Annotated in this window: 16 protein-coding genes and 1 tRNA gene; 11 read left to right on the plus strand and 6 right to left on the minus strand. The window is 71.7% G+C overall.

Annotated features, from left to right (window positions below):
* Window positions 1–64 precede the first annotated feature (64 nt).
* A tRNA-Leu gene (locus ACWD26_RS23425) sits at window positions 65–152 on the minus strand.
* Window positions 153–351: 199 nt separating this feature from the next.
* Here ACWD26_RS23425 and ACWD26_RS23430 point away from each other — a divergent pair.
* The 3 genes from ACWD26_RS23430 to ACWD26_RS23440 all read left to right on the plus strand — a co-directional run bounded on the left by ACWD26_RS23430 (window position 352) and on the right by ACWD26_RS23440 (window position 3221).
* Window positions 352–1677 (plus strand): M20/M25/M40 family metallo-hydrolase, encoded by a 1326-nt coding sequence (locus ACWD26_RS23430; RefSeq protein ID WP_451273029.1) that lies wholly within the window; start codon window positions 352–354, stop codon window positions 1675–1677.
* A 218-nt stretch (window positions 1678–1895) separates the two neighbouring features.
* Window positions 1896–2129, plus strand: coding sequence for a chaplin ChpH (chpH, locus tag ACWD26_RS23435; protein ID WP_451273031.1), 234 nt, complete (start codon window positions 1896–1898; stop codon window positions 2127–2129).
* 132 nt (window positions 2130–2261) lie between these two features.
* Window positions 2262–3221: a chaplin family protein gene (locus ACWD26_RS23440; RefSeq protein WP_451273033.1), complete on the plus strand. Its 960-nt coding sequence runs from the start codon at window positions 2262–2264 to the stop codon at window positions 3219–3221.
* A 70-nt stretch (window positions 3222–3291) separates the two neighbouring features.
* Here the strand turns inward: ACWD26_RS23440 and ACWD26_RS23445 are convergent, their stop codons facing one another.
* Entirely contained in the window at window positions 3292–3480 is a 189-nt protein-coding gene (locus ACWD26_RS23445) for a DUF5703 family protein (RefSeq protein ID WP_005485166.1), read from the minus strand.
* Window positions 3481–3528: 48 nt separating this feature from the next.
* On the opposite strand from ACWD26_RS23445, the gene ACWD26_RS23450 reads away from it, so the two are divergent.
* A complete protein-coding gene (locus ACWD26_RS23450) occupies window positions 3529–4215 on the plus strand; it encodes a hypothetical protein (RefSeq protein WP_451273035.1) in 687 nt (228 codons plus the stop codon).
* A 221-nt stretch (window positions 4216–4436) separates the two neighbouring features.
* On the opposite strand, the gene ACWD26_RS23455 is transcribed toward ACWD26_RS23450, so the two are convergent.
* Together ACWD26_RS23455 and ACWD26_RS23460 are read right to left on the minus strand one after the other, a co-directional pair.
* On the minus strand, window positions 4437–6812 hold the full coding sequence (locus tag ACWD26_RS23455; RefSeq protein WP_451273037.1) for a helix-hairpin-helix domain-containing protein: 2376 nt from the start codon (window positions 6810–6812) through the stop codon (window positions 4437–4439).
* Window positions 6809–7792 (minus strand): aldo/keto reductase, encoded by a 984-nt coding sequence (locus ACWD26_RS23460; protein WP_451273039.1) that lies wholly within the window; start codon window positions 7790–7792, stop codon window positions 6809–6811. Before ACWD26_RS23460 ends, ACWD26_RS23455 begins: the two co-directional genes overlap by 4 nt.
* Before the next feature lie 303 nt (window positions 7793–8095).
* Here ACWD26_RS23460 and ACWD26_RS23465 point away from each other — a divergent pair, with 303 nt between their 5' ends.
* Window positions 8096–9151, plus strand: a complete 1056-nt coding sequence (locus ACWD26_RS23465) for an LLM class F420-dependent oxidoreductase (protein WP_451273041.1) — start codon at window positions 8096–8098, stop codon at window positions 9149–9151.
* 258 nt (window positions 9152–9409) lie between these two features.
* Entirely contained in the window at window positions 9410–10198 is a 789-nt protein-coding gene (locus ACWD26_RS23470; protein ID WP_451273043.1) for a ferritin-like domain-containing protein, read from the plus strand.
* 87 nt (window positions 10199–10285) lie between these two features.
* Here the strand turns inward: ACWD26_RS23470 and corA are convergent, their stop codons facing one another.
* Window positions 10286–11278 carry a magnesium/cobalt transporter CorA gene (corA, locus tag ACWD26_RS23475; protein WP_451273045.1) on the minus strand — a complete coding sequence of 331 codons (993 nt, stop codon included), beginning with the start codon at window positions 11276–11278 and terminating at the stop codon, window positions 10286–10288.
* A gap of 88 nt (window positions 11279–11366) precedes the next feature.
* Here corA and ACWD26_RS23480 point away from each other — a divergent pair, with 88 nt between their 5' ends.
* From ACWD26_RS23480 to ACWD26_RS23500, 5 genes are all read left to right on the plus strand, one after another.
* Window positions 11367–12053 carry a histidine phosphatase family protein gene (locus ACWD26_RS23480; RefSeq protein WP_451273047.1) on the plus strand — a complete coding sequence of 229 codons (687 nt, stop codon included), beginning with the start codon at window positions 11367–11369 and terminating at the stop codon, window positions 12051–12053.
* A 96-nt stretch (window positions 12054–12149) separates the two neighbouring features.
* On the plus strand, window positions 12150–12740 hold the full coding sequence (locus ACWD26_RS23485; RefSeq protein ID WP_451273049.1) for a DUF3090 domain-containing protein: 591 nt from the start codon (window positions 12150–12152) through the stop codon (window positions 12738–12740).
* The gene (locus tag ACWD26_RS23490) at window positions 12704–13591 is read left to right on the plus strand and encodes an SCO1664 family protein (protein WP_451273051.1); all 888 of its coding nucleotides are present in this window, start codon (window positions 12704–12706) and stop codon (window positions 13589–13591) included. Before ACWD26_RS23485 ends, ACWD26_RS23490 begins: the two co-directional genes overlap by 37 nt.
* A 167-nt stretch (window positions 13592–13758) precedes the next feature.
* Entirely contained in the window at window positions 13759–14988 is a 1230-nt protein-coding gene (gene mshC / locus ACWD26_RS23495) for a cysteine--1-D-myo-inosityl 2-amino-2-deoxy-alpha-D-glucopyranoside ligase (RefSeq protein WP_451273053.1), read from the plus strand.
* A gap of 296 nt (window positions 14989–15284) precedes the next feature.
* Window positions 15285–16295 (plus strand): SMP-30/gluconolactonase/LRE family protein, encoded by a 1011-nt coding sequence (locus tag ACWD26_RS23500; RefSeq protein ID WP_451273055.1) that lies wholly within the window; start codon window positions 15285–15287, stop codon window positions 16293–16295.
* A 99-nt stretch (window positions 16296–16394) separates the two neighbouring features.
* Here ACWD26_RS23500 and ACWD26_RS23505 read toward each other — a convergent pair whose 3' ends face one another.
* Window positions 16395–17408 (minus strand): PAC2 family protein, encoded by a 1014-nt coding sequence (locus ACWD26_RS23505; protein WP_451273056.1) that lies wholly within the window; start codon window positions 17406–17408, stop codon window positions 16395–16397.
* Window positions 17409–17419: the final 11 nt, after the last annotated feature.

A 17419-nucleotide genomic window follows, 5' to 3' on the forward strand; every position in this document is an offset into this window, starting at 1 on the left:
TCCCCCACATTTCGCCCATGTGAACGCACAAAGGCCGCGACCTCATGGTCGCGGCCTTCGCCACTGGTGTCCGAGGGGGGACTTGAACCCCCACGCCCGATAAAGGGCACTAGCACCTCAAGCTAGCGCGTCTGCCATTCCGCCACCCGGACAAGGTGTCTGTCGTGCGGGGTCTCCCTCGCGGCGACGAAGGAAACATTACCAGGCTTTCGAGGGCCCTCGATCACCCCCCGGGCCGACGACGGGCGGGCGTGAACGGCTTGTGACGGGCCGGTCCCGGTCTTGGGGCGAGTGGTGGGGCAGGAGGAGGATGAGGGGGAACCACCAGCAGCGACAGTGGGAGGAAGCAGCGTGAGCGAGACGGACACGGGCAGGCACGTGACCGGCGAGGACGAGGTCGTCGACCTCTGCCGTGAGCTGATCCAGATCGACACCAGCAACTTCGGCGACCACTCGGGGCCGGGTGAGCGCAAGGCCGCCGAGTACGTCGCCGAGAAGCTCGCCGAGGTGGGGCTGGAGCCGCAGATCTTCGAGTCCCACCCGGGGCGCGCCTCCACGGTGGCCCGGATCGCGGGCGAGGACCCGTCCCGGCCCGCGCTGCTCATCCACGGCCACACCGACGTCGTACCGGCCAACGCGACGGACTGGACCCATCACCCCTTCTCCGGCGAGGTCGCGGACGGCTGTGTGTGGGGCCGGGGCGCGGTCGACATGAAGGACATGGACGCGATGACCCTGGCGGTCGTCCGCGACCGGCTGCGCAGCGGCCGCAGGCCCCCGCGCGACATCGTGCTCGCCTTCCTCGCGGACGAGGAGGCCGGCGGCACGTACGGGGCGAAGCACCTCGTCAAGAACCACGCGGATCTCTTCGAGGGCGTCACCGAGGCGATCAGCGAGGTCGGCGGGTTCTCGTTCACCGTGAGCGAGCAGCGGCGGCTGTATCTGATCCAGACGGCCGAGAAGGGCATGCACTGGATGAAGCTGACCGTGGCCGGTACGGCGGGCCACGGCTCGATGATCCACCGGGACAACGCCATCACCGAGCTGTCGGAGGCCGTCGCACGCCTCGGCCGCCACACCTTCCCGGTGCGGGTCACCAAGACCACCCGGGCCTTCCTCGACGAGCTCGGCGACGCGCTCGGCACCGAGCTGGACCCGGAGAACATGGAGGGCACCCTCGCCAAGCTCGGCGGCATCGCCAAGCTCATCGGCGCGACCCTCAGCAACACCGCCAACCCCACCCAGCTCGGCGCCGGCTACAAGGTCAACGTCATCCCGGGCGAGGCGACCGCGCACGTCGACGGGCGGTTCCTGCCCGGGTTCGAGGAGGAGTTCCTCGCCGACCTCGACAAGATCCTCGGGCCCAAGGTGCGGCGCGAGGACGTGCACTCCGACAAGGCGCTGGAGACCTCCTTCGACGGGGCGCTCGTCGACGCCATGCAGTCCGCGCTGCTCGCCGAGGACCCGGCGGCGAAGGCGGTCCCGTACATGCTCTCCGGCGGTACGGACGCCAAGTCCTTCGACGACCTCGGCATCCGCGGCTTCGGCTTCGCGCCGCTCAAGCTGCCGCCGGGGCTGGACTTCGCGGGCATGTTCCACGGCGTCGACGAAAGGGTGCCGGTGGAGGGTCTGAAGTTCGGCGTGCGCGTGCTCGACCGTTTCATCGACGCGTCCTGACGTTCCGCGACGGGTCCCTGATGGACCCCGACCGGTGCTGAACCGCCTTTGTTCTGTCCGGAATTGTGTGCTGAAACGAAACTCCTCTATTCGGCAGCGCGTGCGGAGGTCAACCGGGTTGGGTGAATCGGACCATAAGCTCGTAGCTCGATTACTCCCTCCTCGTTACAGGTGATGCGACTCGCTACCTGGGGTCGCATTGCCAACAAGGAGGAACAATGATCAAGAAGGTCGTCGCCACTGCGGCTGCCACCGGTGGCCTGGTTCTCGCGGGTGCGGGCCTGGCTGTCGCCGACGCCGGCGCCCAGGGTGCCGCCGTCCACTCCCCGGGTGTCGCGTCCGGCAACGTCGCTCAGGTGCCGGTTCACGTCCCCGTGAACGTGTGCGGCAACACGATCTCGGTGATCGGGCTGCTGAACCCTGCCTTCGGCAACACCTGCATCAACAAGTGACGTTGGGCCTCACCCGGTGAGGGTCTGAAATAACCGTCGGCCCCGGAGTGCGCGCCATGCACTTCGGGGCCGATCGGTCTCCCGACAAGGTACAGAAGATCAGAACATAGGGCTAAGGCAGGTAATTCAGCAATGCGACAGGTCACCCGCAAAGGCCTCATGACGATGGCGGCCGCATCCGGCGTCCTCGCCGCGGCGGGCGGTTACGCCCACGCCGACTCCGGCGCGCAGGGCTCCGCCACCAACTCGCCCGGCGTGCTGTCCGGCAACACCGTGCAGGCGCCGGTGGAGGCCGAGGTCAACGTCTGCGGCAACACCGTCAACGTGGTCGGACTGCTCAACCCGGCGGCGGGCAACAAGTGTTCCAACGGTGGTGGGGGCAAGCACGCGCACGGCGGTTACGGCGACGACGGCCACGGTTCGTCGCACGGGGGCTCCCAGGCCCGCGGTCACGCCGGTGACTCACCGGGCGTGGGCTCCGGCAACGTCGTGCAGGCCCCGGTGAACGCGCCGGTCAACGTGTGCGGCAACAGCGTCAACGTCATCGGCGTCGGCAACACGGCCGTGGGCAACGACTGTTCCAACGGCGGAGGCGGCGACCACCACGGCGGTGGCTCCGGCTCGTACGGCGGTTCCCACGCCGACGGTCACACCGGCAACTCACCGGGTGTGGCCTCCGGCAACCACGTGCAGGTTCCGGTCGATGTGCCGGTCAACGTGTGCGGCAACAGCGTCAACGTGGTCGGTGTCGGCAACGGGGTCACGGGCAACGACTGCGGGAACTCGGGCGGCGGAGGGGCGCACGAGCACCCGGGTGGTGGCCACCAGAACCCGCCGGGCGACTCCGAGGAGGCCTCGCCGCAGCAGCCCGCGAAGCCGGGACAGCCGGGTCAGGCCGGGAAGCCCGGCGGCGAGGTCCCCGGCGGTGACACCAACACCCCGGGTACGCAGACCGTCACCCAGCCCGCCGGTGTCGCGCAGCTCGCCCAGACCGGTGCCGAGGTGCCACTCGGCCTGGCACTGTCGGTCGGCGCGGGGACGCTCCTCGGGGGCGCCCTGATCTACCGCAAGGCACGCGCCGCCGCTCTGTAACCGGGCCCGGCGCACACGGAACGGAGCGGGCCCCGCACCAGCGGGGCCCGCTCCGTTCCGTTCCGCCCACTCACCACGTGGCTCGCACCTGGCGGATGATCCGTCGGCGCAACCGCACCCTGCGGCTGCCATCACGCAGCAGGCTCAGTCGGTCCAACTCCCAGTGTCCGTACTCGGCATGGTCCGTCAGCAGGCGTGTGGCGTCCTTGCGGGAGACCCCGCGCGGTACGTACACGTCGACAAATTCGTATTCCGGCATCGGTATCTATTGTGCGGGCTGGGGCCCTGTACGGATAGCGTCTGCACTATGTCTGATGCTGCGCAGTCCACCGCTGCCGAGGTACGCGCCGCCGCCGAGGCGGTCAAGACCGCGCTCGACCGCCACCTGGCCGCGGTCGAACGCCGGTCGGGTGAGGACGACCCGGCCGTCTACGAGGCGTTCAACGAGCTGGCCGCGGCCGCCGAGGAGTACGACGAACTGCTCTACGACCGCTACGACGAGGTCACTCCCTTCGAGATCCCCGGCACCGAGGACATGCCGCCGTACACCGGCCCCGAGGAGCCCAGCGCGCTCAGTGTGCTGATCCGCCGGGACTACACGGTGGTCGAGCCGCAGCGGCTGCTGGCGCAGGCCCAGCGGGTGGAAGCGGCCGAGGAGCCGTCCGCCTCCGTCGCGGCCGACACGGTGCACGGGGCGCTGGGTCTGCTGTTCGGGGAGTTCGAACCGGACGAGATCGCCTCCCGGCACAAGGAGTTCGGCCTGGAGGAGGGCGACTCCACGCTCTGGGTCACCGCCGCGGACGACACGGCCGAGCCCGGTGAATGGCTGGCGGCCCCCTTCGAGCAGGTCGATGAGCAGAGGGTCGTCTGCCGGTTCGATGTCAGCGCGGTCTTCGACGACGACGCGGAGGACGACGACCTCGACGACGACCTCACGCTCGAACCGGATCTCGAGGAGGACGAGGACTTGGAACCGCTGGACGCGGACCGCTAGCGCGGCGCTTTGGGCTGGGGTGCCTGCTGGGTTGGGGCGCCTAGTGGGTCGGGGCGACTGCTGGAGCGGCGACTGCTGGATCGGCGGCTGCTGGATCGGCGGCTGCGGGTGGGGCGTCGCTGGTCGCGCAGTTCCCCGCGCCCCTGAGACGGCCCTGCGGGCCGATCCAGGGGCGTGTCCGGGCGCGTCAACCGCCCTGCCAGCCGCACGCCGCGGCACTGTCAATCGGCCGACGGCACCTGGGCCTTCAACAGCGCCGGCAGACGGGTGGTGCGCGGCCTGGCCAGAACCTCGGCGACTGCCCGGGGCAGGGCCTGCTCCACGCCGTGGACGACGGACAGGTGACGCTCGGCGCGGCCGAAGGCCGTGTAGACCCAGGGTCGGGTGAGCGCCTGCGCCGCGTCGCCCGGGAGTACCACCACCACCGCCGGCCACCGGTGGCCCACGGCCTGGTGCGCGGTCAGGGCCCACCCGTGCCGCACGGTCTGCTCGACCCGCTCCTTCGGTACGACCACGGCCACGCCGGCGCACTCCAGGTGCAGCCCTTCGGCGTCGGCCTTCACCACGCGGCCGGGGGCCGTACGGCCCGGCGCGGGCGAGTAGGCCACACGGTCGCCCGGGTCGAACCCCCCGAAGCGGCCCGGGCCGGGGTTCAGCCGCTCCTTGAGCGCGGTGTTCAGCGCACGCGTACCAGCCGCGCCGCCATGCCCGGGAGTGATCACCTGCACCTGCTCGGCGGAGATCTTGAACGCTCTCGGCACCGAGTCCACGACGAGCTGCGCCGTCCGGTGCACCGCCTCACCCGCGTCCCGCACCGGCACGATCACGACCTCCTTGCCGGGCGCGTCGACCTGGTTCAGCTCCCCGATGCCGATCCCGGAGACGAGTTCACCGACCGGGCCGGGGTCGGGTGTCCGCGAGGCGACCTGCGGGCAGGCGCGGGCGGCGAGCAGGTCCGCGAAGACCCGCCCCGGCCCGGCGGACCACAGCACCCCCGGATCGCCGCTGAGGACCAGCCGGGCCCCGTCGGGCAGCGACTCGGCGAGCAGGGCGGCGGTCTCGACGTCCACCTGGGGCGCGTCCAGGACCACGAGCAGGTCCAGGTCGAGCGCGCCGTCCACGTCCCGGCCGGGCCCCTCGGCGCCGGACAGCAGCCCGGCGAGGGTCGTCACGACGGGGTCGTCGCCTTCGGGGGCGCCCAGCTGGGACGCGAACCGTCGCCTCCCGTCCGCGCTGTGCGTCGCCGCGTACGCCCGCAGTCCGAGCGCCCGCGCGGCGGTGAGCAGCGCGGCCGGTTCCGCGCGGGCCGCCTCGCCGCCGGTGTGCAGCACGAGTCCGTGTGCGGCGACGGCGCGGATCAGCTCCGCGGCGGAACGCGGCGCCGACGCGGCCGCCGAGGCCCAGTCCGTCGGGTCCTCCTTGGGCAGCGAGTTCACCACGCGGGCGAGCCCGTCGGCGAGGCTCTCCTCGGCGAGGGCGTAACGCTCCAGACCGATGAGGACCCGGACCGGCCGCTCCTCCTCCGCCTCGTCGGCGGTGTTGTCGGGTCCGGTGCCGGTGGGCGCGGCGGCGGGCGGGGCGTCGTCGAGGGCGTCCTGGAAGACCAGGGCCTCGCCCTCGGCGACGGTGCTCTGGACGGCCTCGTCGGGGTCGGGCACGGACCGCTGGGCGAGCGCGGCGGCGAGGGCCGGAGCCTCCAGCGCCGTGTGCCCGGCGACGGCCGCCTGTTCCAGGAGCCATACGGTGACTGCCCGGCCCCGCCGCTCGTCGTCCGGGCGGCACTCCGCGCCGAGCAGCGCCCGCGCGAACCCGTCGGCCTGCTCCGGCCGCACCCCCGGCACACGCAGCAACTGCCAGGGATCCTCGCGCAGTCGGGCGCCCGCACCCTCGCCGAGCGCCTCGGCCACCTGCGGCACCAGCGCCTCGGGGGCGCCGCCCTCGGTCAGCACCGCGCGCACCGCGTCGACGGTCTCGCCCGAGGGAGCCGCCGCGCCGGGCACGGCAGCCGGGGGCCGCGGTCGCCGCACCGGCTCCGGCGCCTGCCGACGCGGAGCGGGCTCCGGCTCGCTGAAGGCGGTGGCCGTGGGCTTCTGCCCGCCCTCCATGGCCCGTACGGCGGCCAGCAGATCGGCGGCCGTCCCGCTGAGCTTGGCCCCGCTCGTGATCGGCGTCTTCTTCTCCGCCTTCCGCCGCTCGATCCGCTCCCGCTCCAGCCGCTGAGCCGCCAACTCGGCCTGAGCCTCGGAGACTTCGGGCGTGGCTTCGGTGGCGCCGCCTTCGGTGGTCCCCGCCGACTCGCCGTCCACCGCCGCCGACTCACCATCGCCTGCGCCCGCTTCGCCGCCCGCGGCACCGGCGGAGGCCTCCGGACCGCCGCCACCGCCGACTCCCGCCGTGTCGCCGCCCTCACCGGCTCCCGCCGTGTCGTCGCCGCCGCCCCCGCCGGCTGCCGCGACGGCCCCGCCCTCCGGCGACGCCGCGAGAGCGGCGGACCGGTCGTCGGGTGCGGTGCCGGGCGCGTCGGCGCCGTCGGCGGGCGTCCCGTCGCCCCGTCCCCCCGGCTCGTCCTTCTCCGTGGTCGCGGGCTCCGTGCTCACAGCGTGCTCCAGTCGTGATCGGGATAGCGGTGCACGGGCGCCGACACGTCGTCGAGGGCCCGGCAGATCTCGTCAGGAAGACTAAGGCTCTCCACTGACAATGCCCCCGTGAGCTGCAGCGCGTTGCGCGCGCCGACGATGGGCGCGACCACGCCGGGCCGGTCGCGCACCCAGGCGAGGGCCACCTGGAGCGGGGTCACCGCGAGGCCGTCCGCCGCGGTCTGCACGGCGTCCACGATGCTGGTCGCCGTGTCGTCGAGGTAGGGCGCGACGAAGGGTGCCATGTGTTCCGAGCCGCCCCGCGAGTCCGGGGGCGTGATGTGGCGGTACTTGGCGGTGAGCACCCCGCGGCCCAGCGGTGAGGAGGGGAGCAGGCCGACGCCCAGGTCCAGTGCGGCGGGCAGCACCTCTCGCTCGACGCCGCGCTGCAGCAACGAGTACTCCATCTGCGTACTGGCCAGACGGGTGCGTATCCCGGGGGCCGCGAGCTGCCAGGTGGCCGCCTTCGCGAGCTGCCAGCCGCAGAAGTTGGAGACACCCGCGTAACGGGCCCGGCCGCTGCTGACGGCCAGGTCGAGCGCCTGGAGCGTTTCGTCCAGCGGGGTCTCGGGGTCGTAGGCGTGGATGTGCCAGAGGTCGACGTGGTCCGTGCCGAGGCGGGCGAGGGAGGCGTCCAGGGCGGCGAGCAGATGGCCCCGGGAGCCGTCGAAGCGGCGGTCGGGGTCGGGGATGCTGCCGGCCTTCGTGGAGATGACCAGGTCGCGGCGGGGCACGAGTCCGTCCATCAGTTGTCCGAGCAGATATTCGGCCTCGCCGTCCCCGTACACGTCCGCCGTGTCGACGAGGGTGCCGCCTGCCTCCCAGAACGCCTTCAACATGTCCGCGGCGTCATGCTCGTCCGTGTCGCGGCCCCACGTCAGGGTGCCGAGCCCGATCCGGGACACGCGCAGGCCGGTACGGCCGAGATGCCTCTGCTCCATGAACGCCGACATTACTGGCCGAGGTTCGCCTCGTGGGGGCCTGTGGAAAACCGATTTCTCCGGGGGCGCGTTCGTCGACCGCGGCTGAGTGGGGGCTGGTCGCGCAGTTCCCCGCGCCCCTGAAAGACTCCGGACGCGCCCCATGCTTTCAAGGGGCGCGGGGAACTGCGCGCGCAACCACGACCCACCCGCACCCGCCGAACAACCCCAGCCCCCGAGTCCGTCCGTCTCTCCCAGCGGAGCGCAAAGGTAGGGTCGGCGCCACAAAGACGTTACTGATCGGTAAGGGGAAGGTGGGTCTATATGAAGCTCGGCATCAACCTCGGCTACTGGGGCGCCGGAATGGACGCGGACAATCTCGCCGTGGCCCAGGAGGCCGACCGGCTGGGATACGCCGTGTGCTGGGCCGCCGAGGCCTACGGCTCGGACGCGGCGACGGTGCTCAGCTGGGTCGCCGCCAAGACCGACCGCATCGACGTGGGCTCGGCCATCTTCCAGATCCCGGCCCGGCAGCCCGCGATGACCGCGATGACCGCCGCGACGCTGGACTCGCTCTCCGGCGGGCGCTTCCGGCTCGGCCTCGGTGTCTCCGGGCCGCAGGTCTCCGAGGGCTGGTACGGGGTCAAGTTCGACAAGCCCCTGGCCCGCACCCGCGAGTACGTCGAGATCGTCCGCAAGGCGATGACGCGCGAGCGCCTGTCGCACGACGGCGAGCACTGGACGCTGCCGCTGCCCGGCGGCCCCGGCAAGCCGCTGAAGCTGACCGTGCACCCCACACGTGAGCACATCCCGCTGTACATCGCCGCGATCGGCCCCAAGAACCTGGAGCAGACCGGTGAGATCGCCGACGGCGCCCTGCTGATCTTCCCCTCGGCCGCGCACCTGGAGGACACCGCCGTCAAGTACCTGCGGGCGGGGCGCGAGAAGGCGGGCAAGAGCCTCGACGGGTTCGACATCTGCCCGACGCTGCCCCTCGCCGTCGGCGACGACAAGGACGTCACGACGCTCGCCGACACCTTCCGCCCGTACACGGCGCTGTACGTCGGCGGCATGGGCAGCCGCAAGCAGAACTTCTACAACCAGCTGGCCCAGCGCATGGGTTACGAGAAGGAGGCCGCCGAGATCCAGGACAAGTACCTGGCCGGCGACAAGGCCGGTGCCGCGGCCGCCATCCCGCACGAGCTGATCGACCAGACGACGCTGCTCGGTTCCGTGGAGCGCATCGCCGACCGGATGAAGGCCTACGCCGAGGCCGGCGTCACCACCCTCACCCTCGCCCCGGCGGGCTTCACGCTGGATGAGCGGATCGCCTCGCTCAGGGCCGGCTCGGAGGCCATGGAGCTGGCCGGGCTGGCGTAACCCGAACGGCTCAACAGGCGGGCGGGGACGCGAACCGCCGAACAGCGGAGCCGGAAAGCACTACGGCCGTGGTGGGGGCTCGGGGGTCCTCCCCGCCACGGCCGTCACCGGGACAACGCGCCACGGCCCGCTCGGTTACGCGCCGGCGCCGCCCCCGGTGTCCTTCGTTCGGCAGATTTGTCCGACACAGCTGTTGCCTGGCTTCTGGTACCCCATTTGACTCGTTTTCTGCGGGAACCCTGCAGAGAGGTGCCTCAGATGCTTTCGGCCAAGAGTCTGTTCCAGGAAATCATCGACAACGACGAGTCGTTCCGACTGTTCTGCTCCATCGCCGCCAGCGGGGAGACGCAAGGCGGCTGGGAGAACGCGCGCATCGCCGCGCTCGTCCCGCAGAGCGAGCGCGCGCTCGCGCCCAAGATCACACGTCATGGCGCCGACGAGGACAAGCACGGGCGGATCTTCAACGCCCTGATGAAGAAGCGCGGCCTCCAGCCCGTCGAGGTCCCGCCCGAGACCGACTACACGAGGCTCCTGGAGCGCGCGGGCATCGGCCTCGCGCACGAGAAACTCAAGGCCGACCAGGCACTCACGGTGCGGGACATCATCGTCTACCTGTCCCACAGCCGGGTCACCGAACAGCGTGCAGCCGACCAGATGGTCATGCTCCGCAAGTACTTCGCGGACCACCCCGAGATCGGCAAGGCCGTCCGGATGATCTCCGACGACGAGGACAACCACCTCGCCTACACCCATGAGGAGCTGCTGCGGTTCGCGGCCGCCGGACACGGCCGTCTCATCCAGAAGACCCTGCGCGAGTGCGCCCTCTCGGAGATCGGCATCTACCGGGACGTCAGCCTCGCCGTGATGGATCGCATGGGGCGCATCCTGGGCTGGCCGAAGGCCAAGGGGGCCGTCCTCGCCGCCGGTATCCGCGCGGTGTACGCCTACGAGCGGGTCTTCGGCTGGCGCCGCATGGTCACGCTGGAGATGCCGGAACGCCGCGACGCACTGGGCGGGCCGGCGACGGCGGCCCCCGAGTTCGCCTGACGGCGCCCGCCGCGCCCGTACGCGCGCGTGGGCACCGCGTTCGTCCACGCGCGCGTACGGAGGCGAGCTCGTGCGTACACGTGCGCGCTACAGCCAGCCCCGGCGCTTGAAGAGCCGGTAGACCAGGATCTCCGTCACGGCCATCAGCGCCATCAGCGCCGGGTACGACCACACCCAGCGCAGTTCGGGCATGTGCTCGAAGTTCATGCCGTAGACCCCGGCGGCCATCGTCGGGATCGCGGCCATGGCGGCCCAGGCGGAGATCTTCCGCATGTCGTCGTTCTGGCGGACGCTCATCTGCGCCAGGTGCGCCGAGAGGATGTCGGAGACCAGCCGGTCCAGGCCCTCGACGGACTCGTTGACACGGGTGAGGTGGTCGTTGACGTCACGGAAGAAAGGCTGCGCCTTGTCGTCGACGAAGGGCACCGTGGTGGAGTTGCCGGTGCCGGAGAGCCGGACGAGCGGTGCGGCCAGGGGGCCGGTGGCCCGGCGGAACTCCAGGACCTGGCGTTTGAAGGTGTAGATCCGCGAGGCCGTGTTCCGGGAACCGCCGACGTCGGGGGAGAAGACCTCCGCCTCCAGTTCCTCCAGGTCGGTCTGGAGTTCGGTCGCCACGTCCAGGTAGTGGTCCACGGTGGCGTCGGTGATCGCGTACAGCACCGATGTGGGCCCCTTGCCGAGCAGTTCGGGCTCCTGCTCCAGGCGGCGGCGTACGAGGCCCAGGGGCGAGCCTTCGCCGTGGCGGACGGTCACGACGAAGGCGTGGCCGAGGAAGACCATGACCTCGCCGGTGGTGACGGTGTCGCCGGCCGGCTCGTACACGACCGGCTTGAGAACCATGAAAAGCGAGTCGTCGTACACCTCGAGCTTGGGCCGCTGGTGGGCCTTCAGGGCGTCCTCCACCGCCAGTGGATGCAGCGCGAACTCCTCGGTGACGAGGGCGAACTCCTTCTCCGACGGCTCATGCAGACCGATCCACACGAAACCGCCGGAGGCGCGCGCGGCGGCCAGGGCGTCGGAGAGGTCGTCGGGGCCCTCGGTGCGGTGCCCGTCGTGGTAGACGGCACAGTCGACGATCACAGAGAGTTCCTTTCGCAGGGCCTTTGTCCACAGGGGCCTTGTCCACAGGCCGGGAGCGGCCGTCGGGCGGGCGTCTAGGCTGGGCCGCATGCCCACGTTGATCCTTGTCCGGCACGGACGTTCCACCGCCAACACCGAGGGAGTGCTCGCCGGGTGGACGCCCGGGGTCGCGCTCGACGAGCGAGGCACCGCGCAGGCCGCGGCGCTGCCCGGCCGCCTCGCCGGACTGCCGATCGCCGAGGTCGTCACCAGCCCGCTCCAGCGCTGCCGGGAAACGATGCGCCCGCTCCTCGACGCCCGGCCGGAGCTGAGCCCGCACACCGACGAACGCATCGGCGAGTGCGACTACGGCGACTGGTCCGGCCGCAAGCTCGGCGAGCTGAAGGACGAGCCGCTGATGGAGGTCGTACAGGCGCATCCGACGGCGGCCGCGTTCCCCGGCGGGGAGTCGATGCGGGCCATGCAGCACCGGGCCGCGGAGGCGGTACGGGAGTGGAACGCGCGCGTGGAGCGCGAGCACGGGGCCGACGCCGTGTATGTGATGTGCTCGCACGGCGACATCATCAAGTCGCTCGTCGCGGACGCACTCGGACTTCATCTGGACCTCTTCCAGCGGATCTCTGTCGAACCGTGTTCCATCACCGCGATCCGTTACACACGACTCAGGCCGTTTCTCGTCCGCCTCGGCGACACCGGGGACTTCTCCTCCCTGGCGCCGCGCGAGGAACCCCCGAGCGGTGACGCGACCGTCGGGGGCGGTGCGGGAGCACCGTGATCGTCAACCGCAGTAGGGTGAAGCGGTCGCGGCGGCGCTGAAGAAGTCAGCAGCCGACGCGGCCGGTCCCGACGTCGATTCCAATGGAGACAGGACGTGTCCCGTCAGGTGTTCCTCTACGACCCCCCGGACCGCTTCGTGGCCGGTACGGTCGGGCTGCCCGGGCGCCGGACCTTCTTCCTGCAGGCCTCCTCGGGGCAGCGCGTCACCAGCGTGGCCCTGGAGAAGACCCAGGTCGCGGCGCTCGCCGAGCGCATGGACGAGCTGCTCGACGAGGTCGTGCGGCGTAGCGGCGGCAGTGCCGCCGTGCCGGCGGTCGCGCCCACCGAGGTGTCGGACACGGCACCGCTGGAGACCCCCGTCGAGGAGGAGTTCCGGGTCGGCACCATGGCGCTGGCCTGGGACGGCGACGAAGAACGGATGATCGTCGAGGCCCAGGCCCTGGTGGAGCTGGACGCCGACTCCGAGGAGGACCTCGCCGAGGCGGAGGAGCGGATGCTCCAGGACGAGGAGAACGGCCCGCCGATGCTCCGCGTCCGCCTCACCGGCACCCAGGCCCGGGCCTTCGCCAAGCGCGCCCTCGATGTCGTCAACGCGGGGCGCCCGCCGTGCCCGCTGTGCAGCCTGCCGCTCGACCCGGAGGGACACGTATGTCCGCGCCAGAACGGATACCGGCGCGGGGCGTGACCTCCTCCTCCGCCTCCGCCGACCCGTCGTCCCCCGCCCAGCCGTCGGCCGCTCAGCCGTCGGCCGCCTCGCTGGTCCGGTTGCTGGCCGAGGGTGAGCTGACCGTGCGCGGGCGGGTGCGGGAAGCCTCCAACGCGGTGCTGTACTGCACGGTCTCGTACGAGGGCCGGGAGGTCGCCTGCGTGTACAAGCCCGTCGCCGGGGAGCGGCCCCTGTGGGACTTCCCCGACGGGACACTCGCGCAGCGCGAGGTCGCCGCGTACGAGGTGTCCGAGGCGACCGGGTGGGGGCTCGTGCCGCCCACCGTGCTGCGGGACGGGCCGTACGGGGAGGGCATGTGCCAGTTGTGGATCGAGGGCGTGCCCGGGTCCGAACTGCTGGCGCTCGTGGAGGGCGAGGAGGCGGGCGAGGGCTGGAAGGCCGTCGGGTTCGCGGAGGTCGGGGACGGGGAGACCGCGCTCCTCGTGCACGCCGACGATCAGCGGCTGCGGCGGCTCGCCGTCCTCGACGCGGTCGTCAACAACGCCGATCGCAAGGGCGGACACCTGCTGCCGGCGGCCGAGGGGCGGTTGTACGGCATCGACCACGGCGTCACCTTCAACGTCGAGAACAAGCTGCGGACGCTGCTGTGGGGGTGGGCGGGCGAGCCGCTCACGGGTGAGGCCGTCGAGGTGCTGGGACGGTTGCGGGATGCGCTCGGCGAAGGCGGGGCGTTGGCGGCGAAGCTGTCGGTGTTGATCACCGCGGCGGAGCTGGATGCCACGCGGGAGCGGGTTGTCGCGCTGCTGACGAGCGGACGGCACCCGGAGCCGAGCGGGGACTGGCCGGCGATCCCCTGGCCACCGGTCTGAGGGCACCCCTGGCCGGCGCCGCGCCCCATAAGGGGCGCGGGGAACTGCGCGATCACCACATACCAGCCGCTGCCGCACGACGAGGCGTACCCCCGAGTCAATAGGCGCCCGGCCGCTCCCCGGAGGGACCCCGCTTGGCCGCGCAGCGATCGGGTTAGGCTCGTGGCATGCATGCCTGGCCCGCTTCTGAGGTCCCCGCCCTGCCTGGCAAGGGCCGCGACCTTCGGATCCACGACACCGCGACCGATGGGCTCGTCACCCTCGACCCCGGTCCCGTCGCCCGTATCTACGTCTGCGGCATCACCCCGTACGACGCGACCCATATGGGTCACGCGGCGACCTACAACGCGTTCGACCTCGTACAGCGTGTGTGGCTCGACACCAAGCGGCAGGTTCACTACGTCCAGAACGTGACGGACGTCGACGACCCCCTGCTGGAGCGGGCCGCCCGCGACGACATCGACTGGGTGGCCCTCGCCGAGAAGGAGACCGCCCTCTTCCGCGAGGACATGACCGCCCTGCGGATGCTCCCGCCGCGCCAGTACATCGGCGCGGTCGAGGCCATCCCCGGCATCGTCCCGCTCGTCGAGCGCCTCCGGGACTCCGGCGCCGCGTACGAGCTCGAAGGGGACATCTACTTCTCCGTCGAGTCCGACCCCGACTTCGGCAAGGTCTCGCGCCTCGACGCGGCCACGATGCGGCTGCTCTCCGCCGAGCGCGGCGGCGACCCGGACCGGGCCGGGAAGAAGAACCCGCTCGACCCGATGCTGTGGATGGCCGCCCGTGACGGCGAGCCCAGCTGGGACGGCGGCTCCCTCGGCCGCGGCCGGCCCGGCTGGCACATCGAGTGCGTCGCCATCGCCCTCGACCACCTCGGCATGGGCTTCGACGTGCAGGGCGGCGGCTCCGACCTCGCCTTCCCGCACCACGAGATGGGCGCATCCCACGCGCAGGCACTGACCGGCGAGTTCCCCATGGCCAAGGCGTACGTCCACGCCGGTATGGTCGCGCTGCACGGCGAGAAGATGTCGAAGTCCAAGGGCAACCTGGTCTTCGTCTCCAAGCTGCGCCGTGACGGGGTGGACCCGGCCGCCATACGGCTCGCGCTCCTCGCGCACCACTACCGGGCCGACTGGGAGTGGACCGACGAGGTGCTCCAGGACGCCGTCGCACGCCTGGACCGGTGGCGTGCCGCGGTCTCCCGGCCCGACGGACCGCCCGCCGACACCGTCGTCGAGGAGCTCCGCGAGGCCCTCGCCAACGACCTCGACGCGCCCACCGCGCTCGCCGCGGTAGACCGCTGGGCCGCGCTCCAGCAGGAGCGGGGCGGTACGGACGAGGGCGCGCCCGGCGTGGTGACGCGGGCCGTCGACGCCCTCCTCGGCGTGGCCCTGTGAAGCGACCGAAGCAGCCCGGCCAACCTCGACCGAACCAACACCGAGCGAACCAACTGAAGTAACGACTCTGCGGGCGCCTCCTCCGGCCGGAGGAGGCGCCCTTCGCTTCAGGTGAAGCCCCCTTTCACCGCCTGCCGTTCACGCCGCAATCCGGACAGAAGCTGTCCCAGGCCTGTCAAGGCGCTGTCGGTCGCTTATCGACCGGCTGCGGGGCCGGTCGGCATGTGATGGGGTGACAGTCGTCAGTTGCAAGCCGGACCGGCCAGCTGCCGGTCCCTTCGTGGAAGGGACGCACAGTGGCACCCCCGCAACCCCCGCATTCACCCTCCGCTCGTCATCTCAGTCGGCGAAGACTGCTCACCACGTCGGCCGCCACCGCGGGCGCGCTGCTCGTCGGGACCTCGGCCGCGACCGCCTCCGCCTCCGCCTCCGCCTCCGCCTCGGAGAGCGCCTGGCCCGACGTCATCGCGCTGCCCAACGGCTTCCGCCCCGAGGGCATCACCATCGGCGCCGGCCCGAACGCCTACCTGGGCTCCCTCGGCGACGGCTCGATCTACCGCGCCGACCTGCGCACCGGCAAGGGCGGCATCATCTCCGCGGGCCCCGGTACGCCCTCCGTCGGGCTCAAACTCGACGACCGAGGGCGGCTGTTCGTCGCCGGGCGCGCTCAGGGCGCCCGGGTCGTGGACGTGCGCACCGGCGCGATCGTCGCGTCGTACACGCTCACCACGAAGACGCCGACCTTCGCCAACGACGTCTTCCTCACCCCGCGCGCCGCCTGGTTCACCGACTCCTTCCAGCCAGCCCTGTACGCCCTGCCGCTCGGCCGCAACGGCTCGCTGCCGGCCCAGGACGAGGTCGTCACGGTCACGCTGAGCGGTGACTGGACCCAGGCCCCCGGCGAGGTCGTCAACGCCAACGGCATCACCCGCACCCCCGACGGCAAGGCCCTCCTGGTCGTCCAGTCCGGCGCCGGCGGTCTCCACCGGGTCGATCCGAGGACCGGGGTCACCAGGCTCGTCGACCTCGGCGACGCGGCCCCCCTCACCAACGGCGACGGCCTGCTTCTCCTCGGCCAGCGCCTCTACGTGGTCCAGAACCGCCAGAACGCGATCGACGTGTTCAAGCTCGCCGAGGACGGCCGCAGCGGCATCTTCGAGGGCCGCCTCACCGACTCCGACTTCGACGTCCCGACGACGGTCGCGGCCCACAACAACCGCCTGTATCTCCCCAACGCCCGCTTCACGACGACCCCGACCCCGGACACGACGTACACGGTGGTGGCAGTGAAGAGGAGTGTCATGTAACCGCCGGTGCGCTCCCCGCGCCCGAAGGGGGGCGGGGAGCTGCGTGACCAGCCATGACGCACCGCGGATCCGGCGAAGCGTCTGCCGCCGGAACCGGTCTCAGTCGTCCGACGAATCCTCGTCATCGTCCGCGGCTTCAGGCTTCGGCGGCTTCTGCGGACGCGTACGACCACCGGGGTTGTCCTTCGGATTCCACGCCCCGGGGCCCAGTTCGCCCCCGTCGGCCGTGGCGTGCCCCCCGGCCGAGCCGGCGGGGCCGCCCGCGGGGCCGCCTCCGTCGCGCCGTCTCAGATACCGCTCGAACTCTCGCGCGATCGCCTCGCCCGACGCCTCCGGCAGCTCCGCCGTGTCGCGGGCCTCCTCCAGCGTCTGCACGTACTCCGCGACCTCACTGTCCTCGGCGGCCAGCTGGTCCACGCCGACCTGCCAGGCACGCGCGTCCTCGGGCAGCTCGCCCAGCGGGATGCGCACGTCGATCAGGTCCTCCAGACGGTTCAGGAGGGCCAGCGTCGCCTTCGGGTTCGGCGGCTGCGACACGTAGTGCGGCACCGCGGCCCAGAGCGAGACCGCCGGGACGCCCGCGTGCGTGCACGCCTCCTGGAGGATGCCGACGATGCCCGTGGGGCCCTCGTACTTGGTCTCCTCCAGATCCATCCGCTGCGCGAGGTCCGGGTCGGACGTGACACCGCTGACGGGCACCGGACGCGTGTGCGGGGTGTCGCCGAGCAGCGCGCCCAGGACGACCACCAGCTCCACGCCCAGCTCGTGCGCGAAGCCCAGCAGCTCGTTGCAGAACGAGCGCCACCGCATCGACGGTTCGATACCCCGGACGAGTACGAGATCACGGGGCTTGTCGCCGCCGACCCTGACCACCGACAACCTTGTCGTCGGCCAGGTGATCTTCCGTACGCCGCCGTCCAGCCACACCGTGGGCCGGTTCACCTGGAAGTCGTAGTAGTCCTCGGCGTCCAGCGCCGCGAACACCTCGCCCTTCCATTCCCTGTCCAGGTGCGCGACCGCGGTGGAGGCGGCGTCGCCGGCGTCGTTCCAGCCTTCGAACGCGGCCACCATCACTGGGTCGATCAGCTCGGGAACCCCCTCCAGCTCGATCACCCAGCGCCTCC

The sequence above is a fragment of the Streptomyces sp. NPDC002787 genome, assembly GCF_053592095.1.

Coding starts and splice junctions, on each gene's coding strand:
- ACWD26_RS23450 (WP_451273035.1), top strand. CDS start 3,529: ATGTCTGATGCTGCGCAGTCCACCGCTGCCGAGGTACGCGCCGCCGCC.
- mshC (WP_451273053.1), top strand. CDS start 13,759: ATGCATGCCTGGCCCGCTTCTGAGGTCCCCGCCCTGCCTGGCAAGGGC.
- ACWD26_RS23470 (WP_451273043.1), top strand. CDS start 9,410: ATGCTTTCGGCCAAGAGTCTGTTCCAGGAAATCATCGACAACGACGAG.
- chpH (WP_451273031.1), top strand. CDS start 1,896: ATGATCAAGAAGGTCGTCGCCACTGCGGCTGCCACCGGTGGCCTGGTT.
- ACWD26_RS23490 (WP_451273051.1), top strand. CDS start 12,704: ATGTCCGCGCCAGAACGGATACCGGCGCGGGGCGTGACCTCCTCCTCC.
- ACWD26_RS23445 (WP_005485166.1), bottom strand. CDS start 3,480: ATGCCGGAATACGAATTTGTCGACGTGTACGTACCGCGCGGGGTCTCC.
- ACWD26_RS23460 (WP_451273039.1), bottom strand. CDS start 7,792: ATGGAGCAGAGGCATCTCGGCCGTACCGGCCTGCGCGTGTCCCGGATC.
- ACWD26_RS23480 (WP_451273047.1), top strand. CDS start 11,367: ATGCCCACGTTGATCCTTGTCCGGCACGGACGTTCCACCGCCAACACC.
- ACWD26_RS23440 (WP_451273033.1), top strand. CDS start 2,262: ATGCGACAGGTCACCCGCAAAGGCCTCATGACGATGGCGGCCGCATCC.
- ACWD26_RS23465 (WP_451273041.1), top strand. CDS start 8,096: ATGAAGCTCGGCATCAACCTCGGCTACTGGGGCGCCGGAATGGACGCG.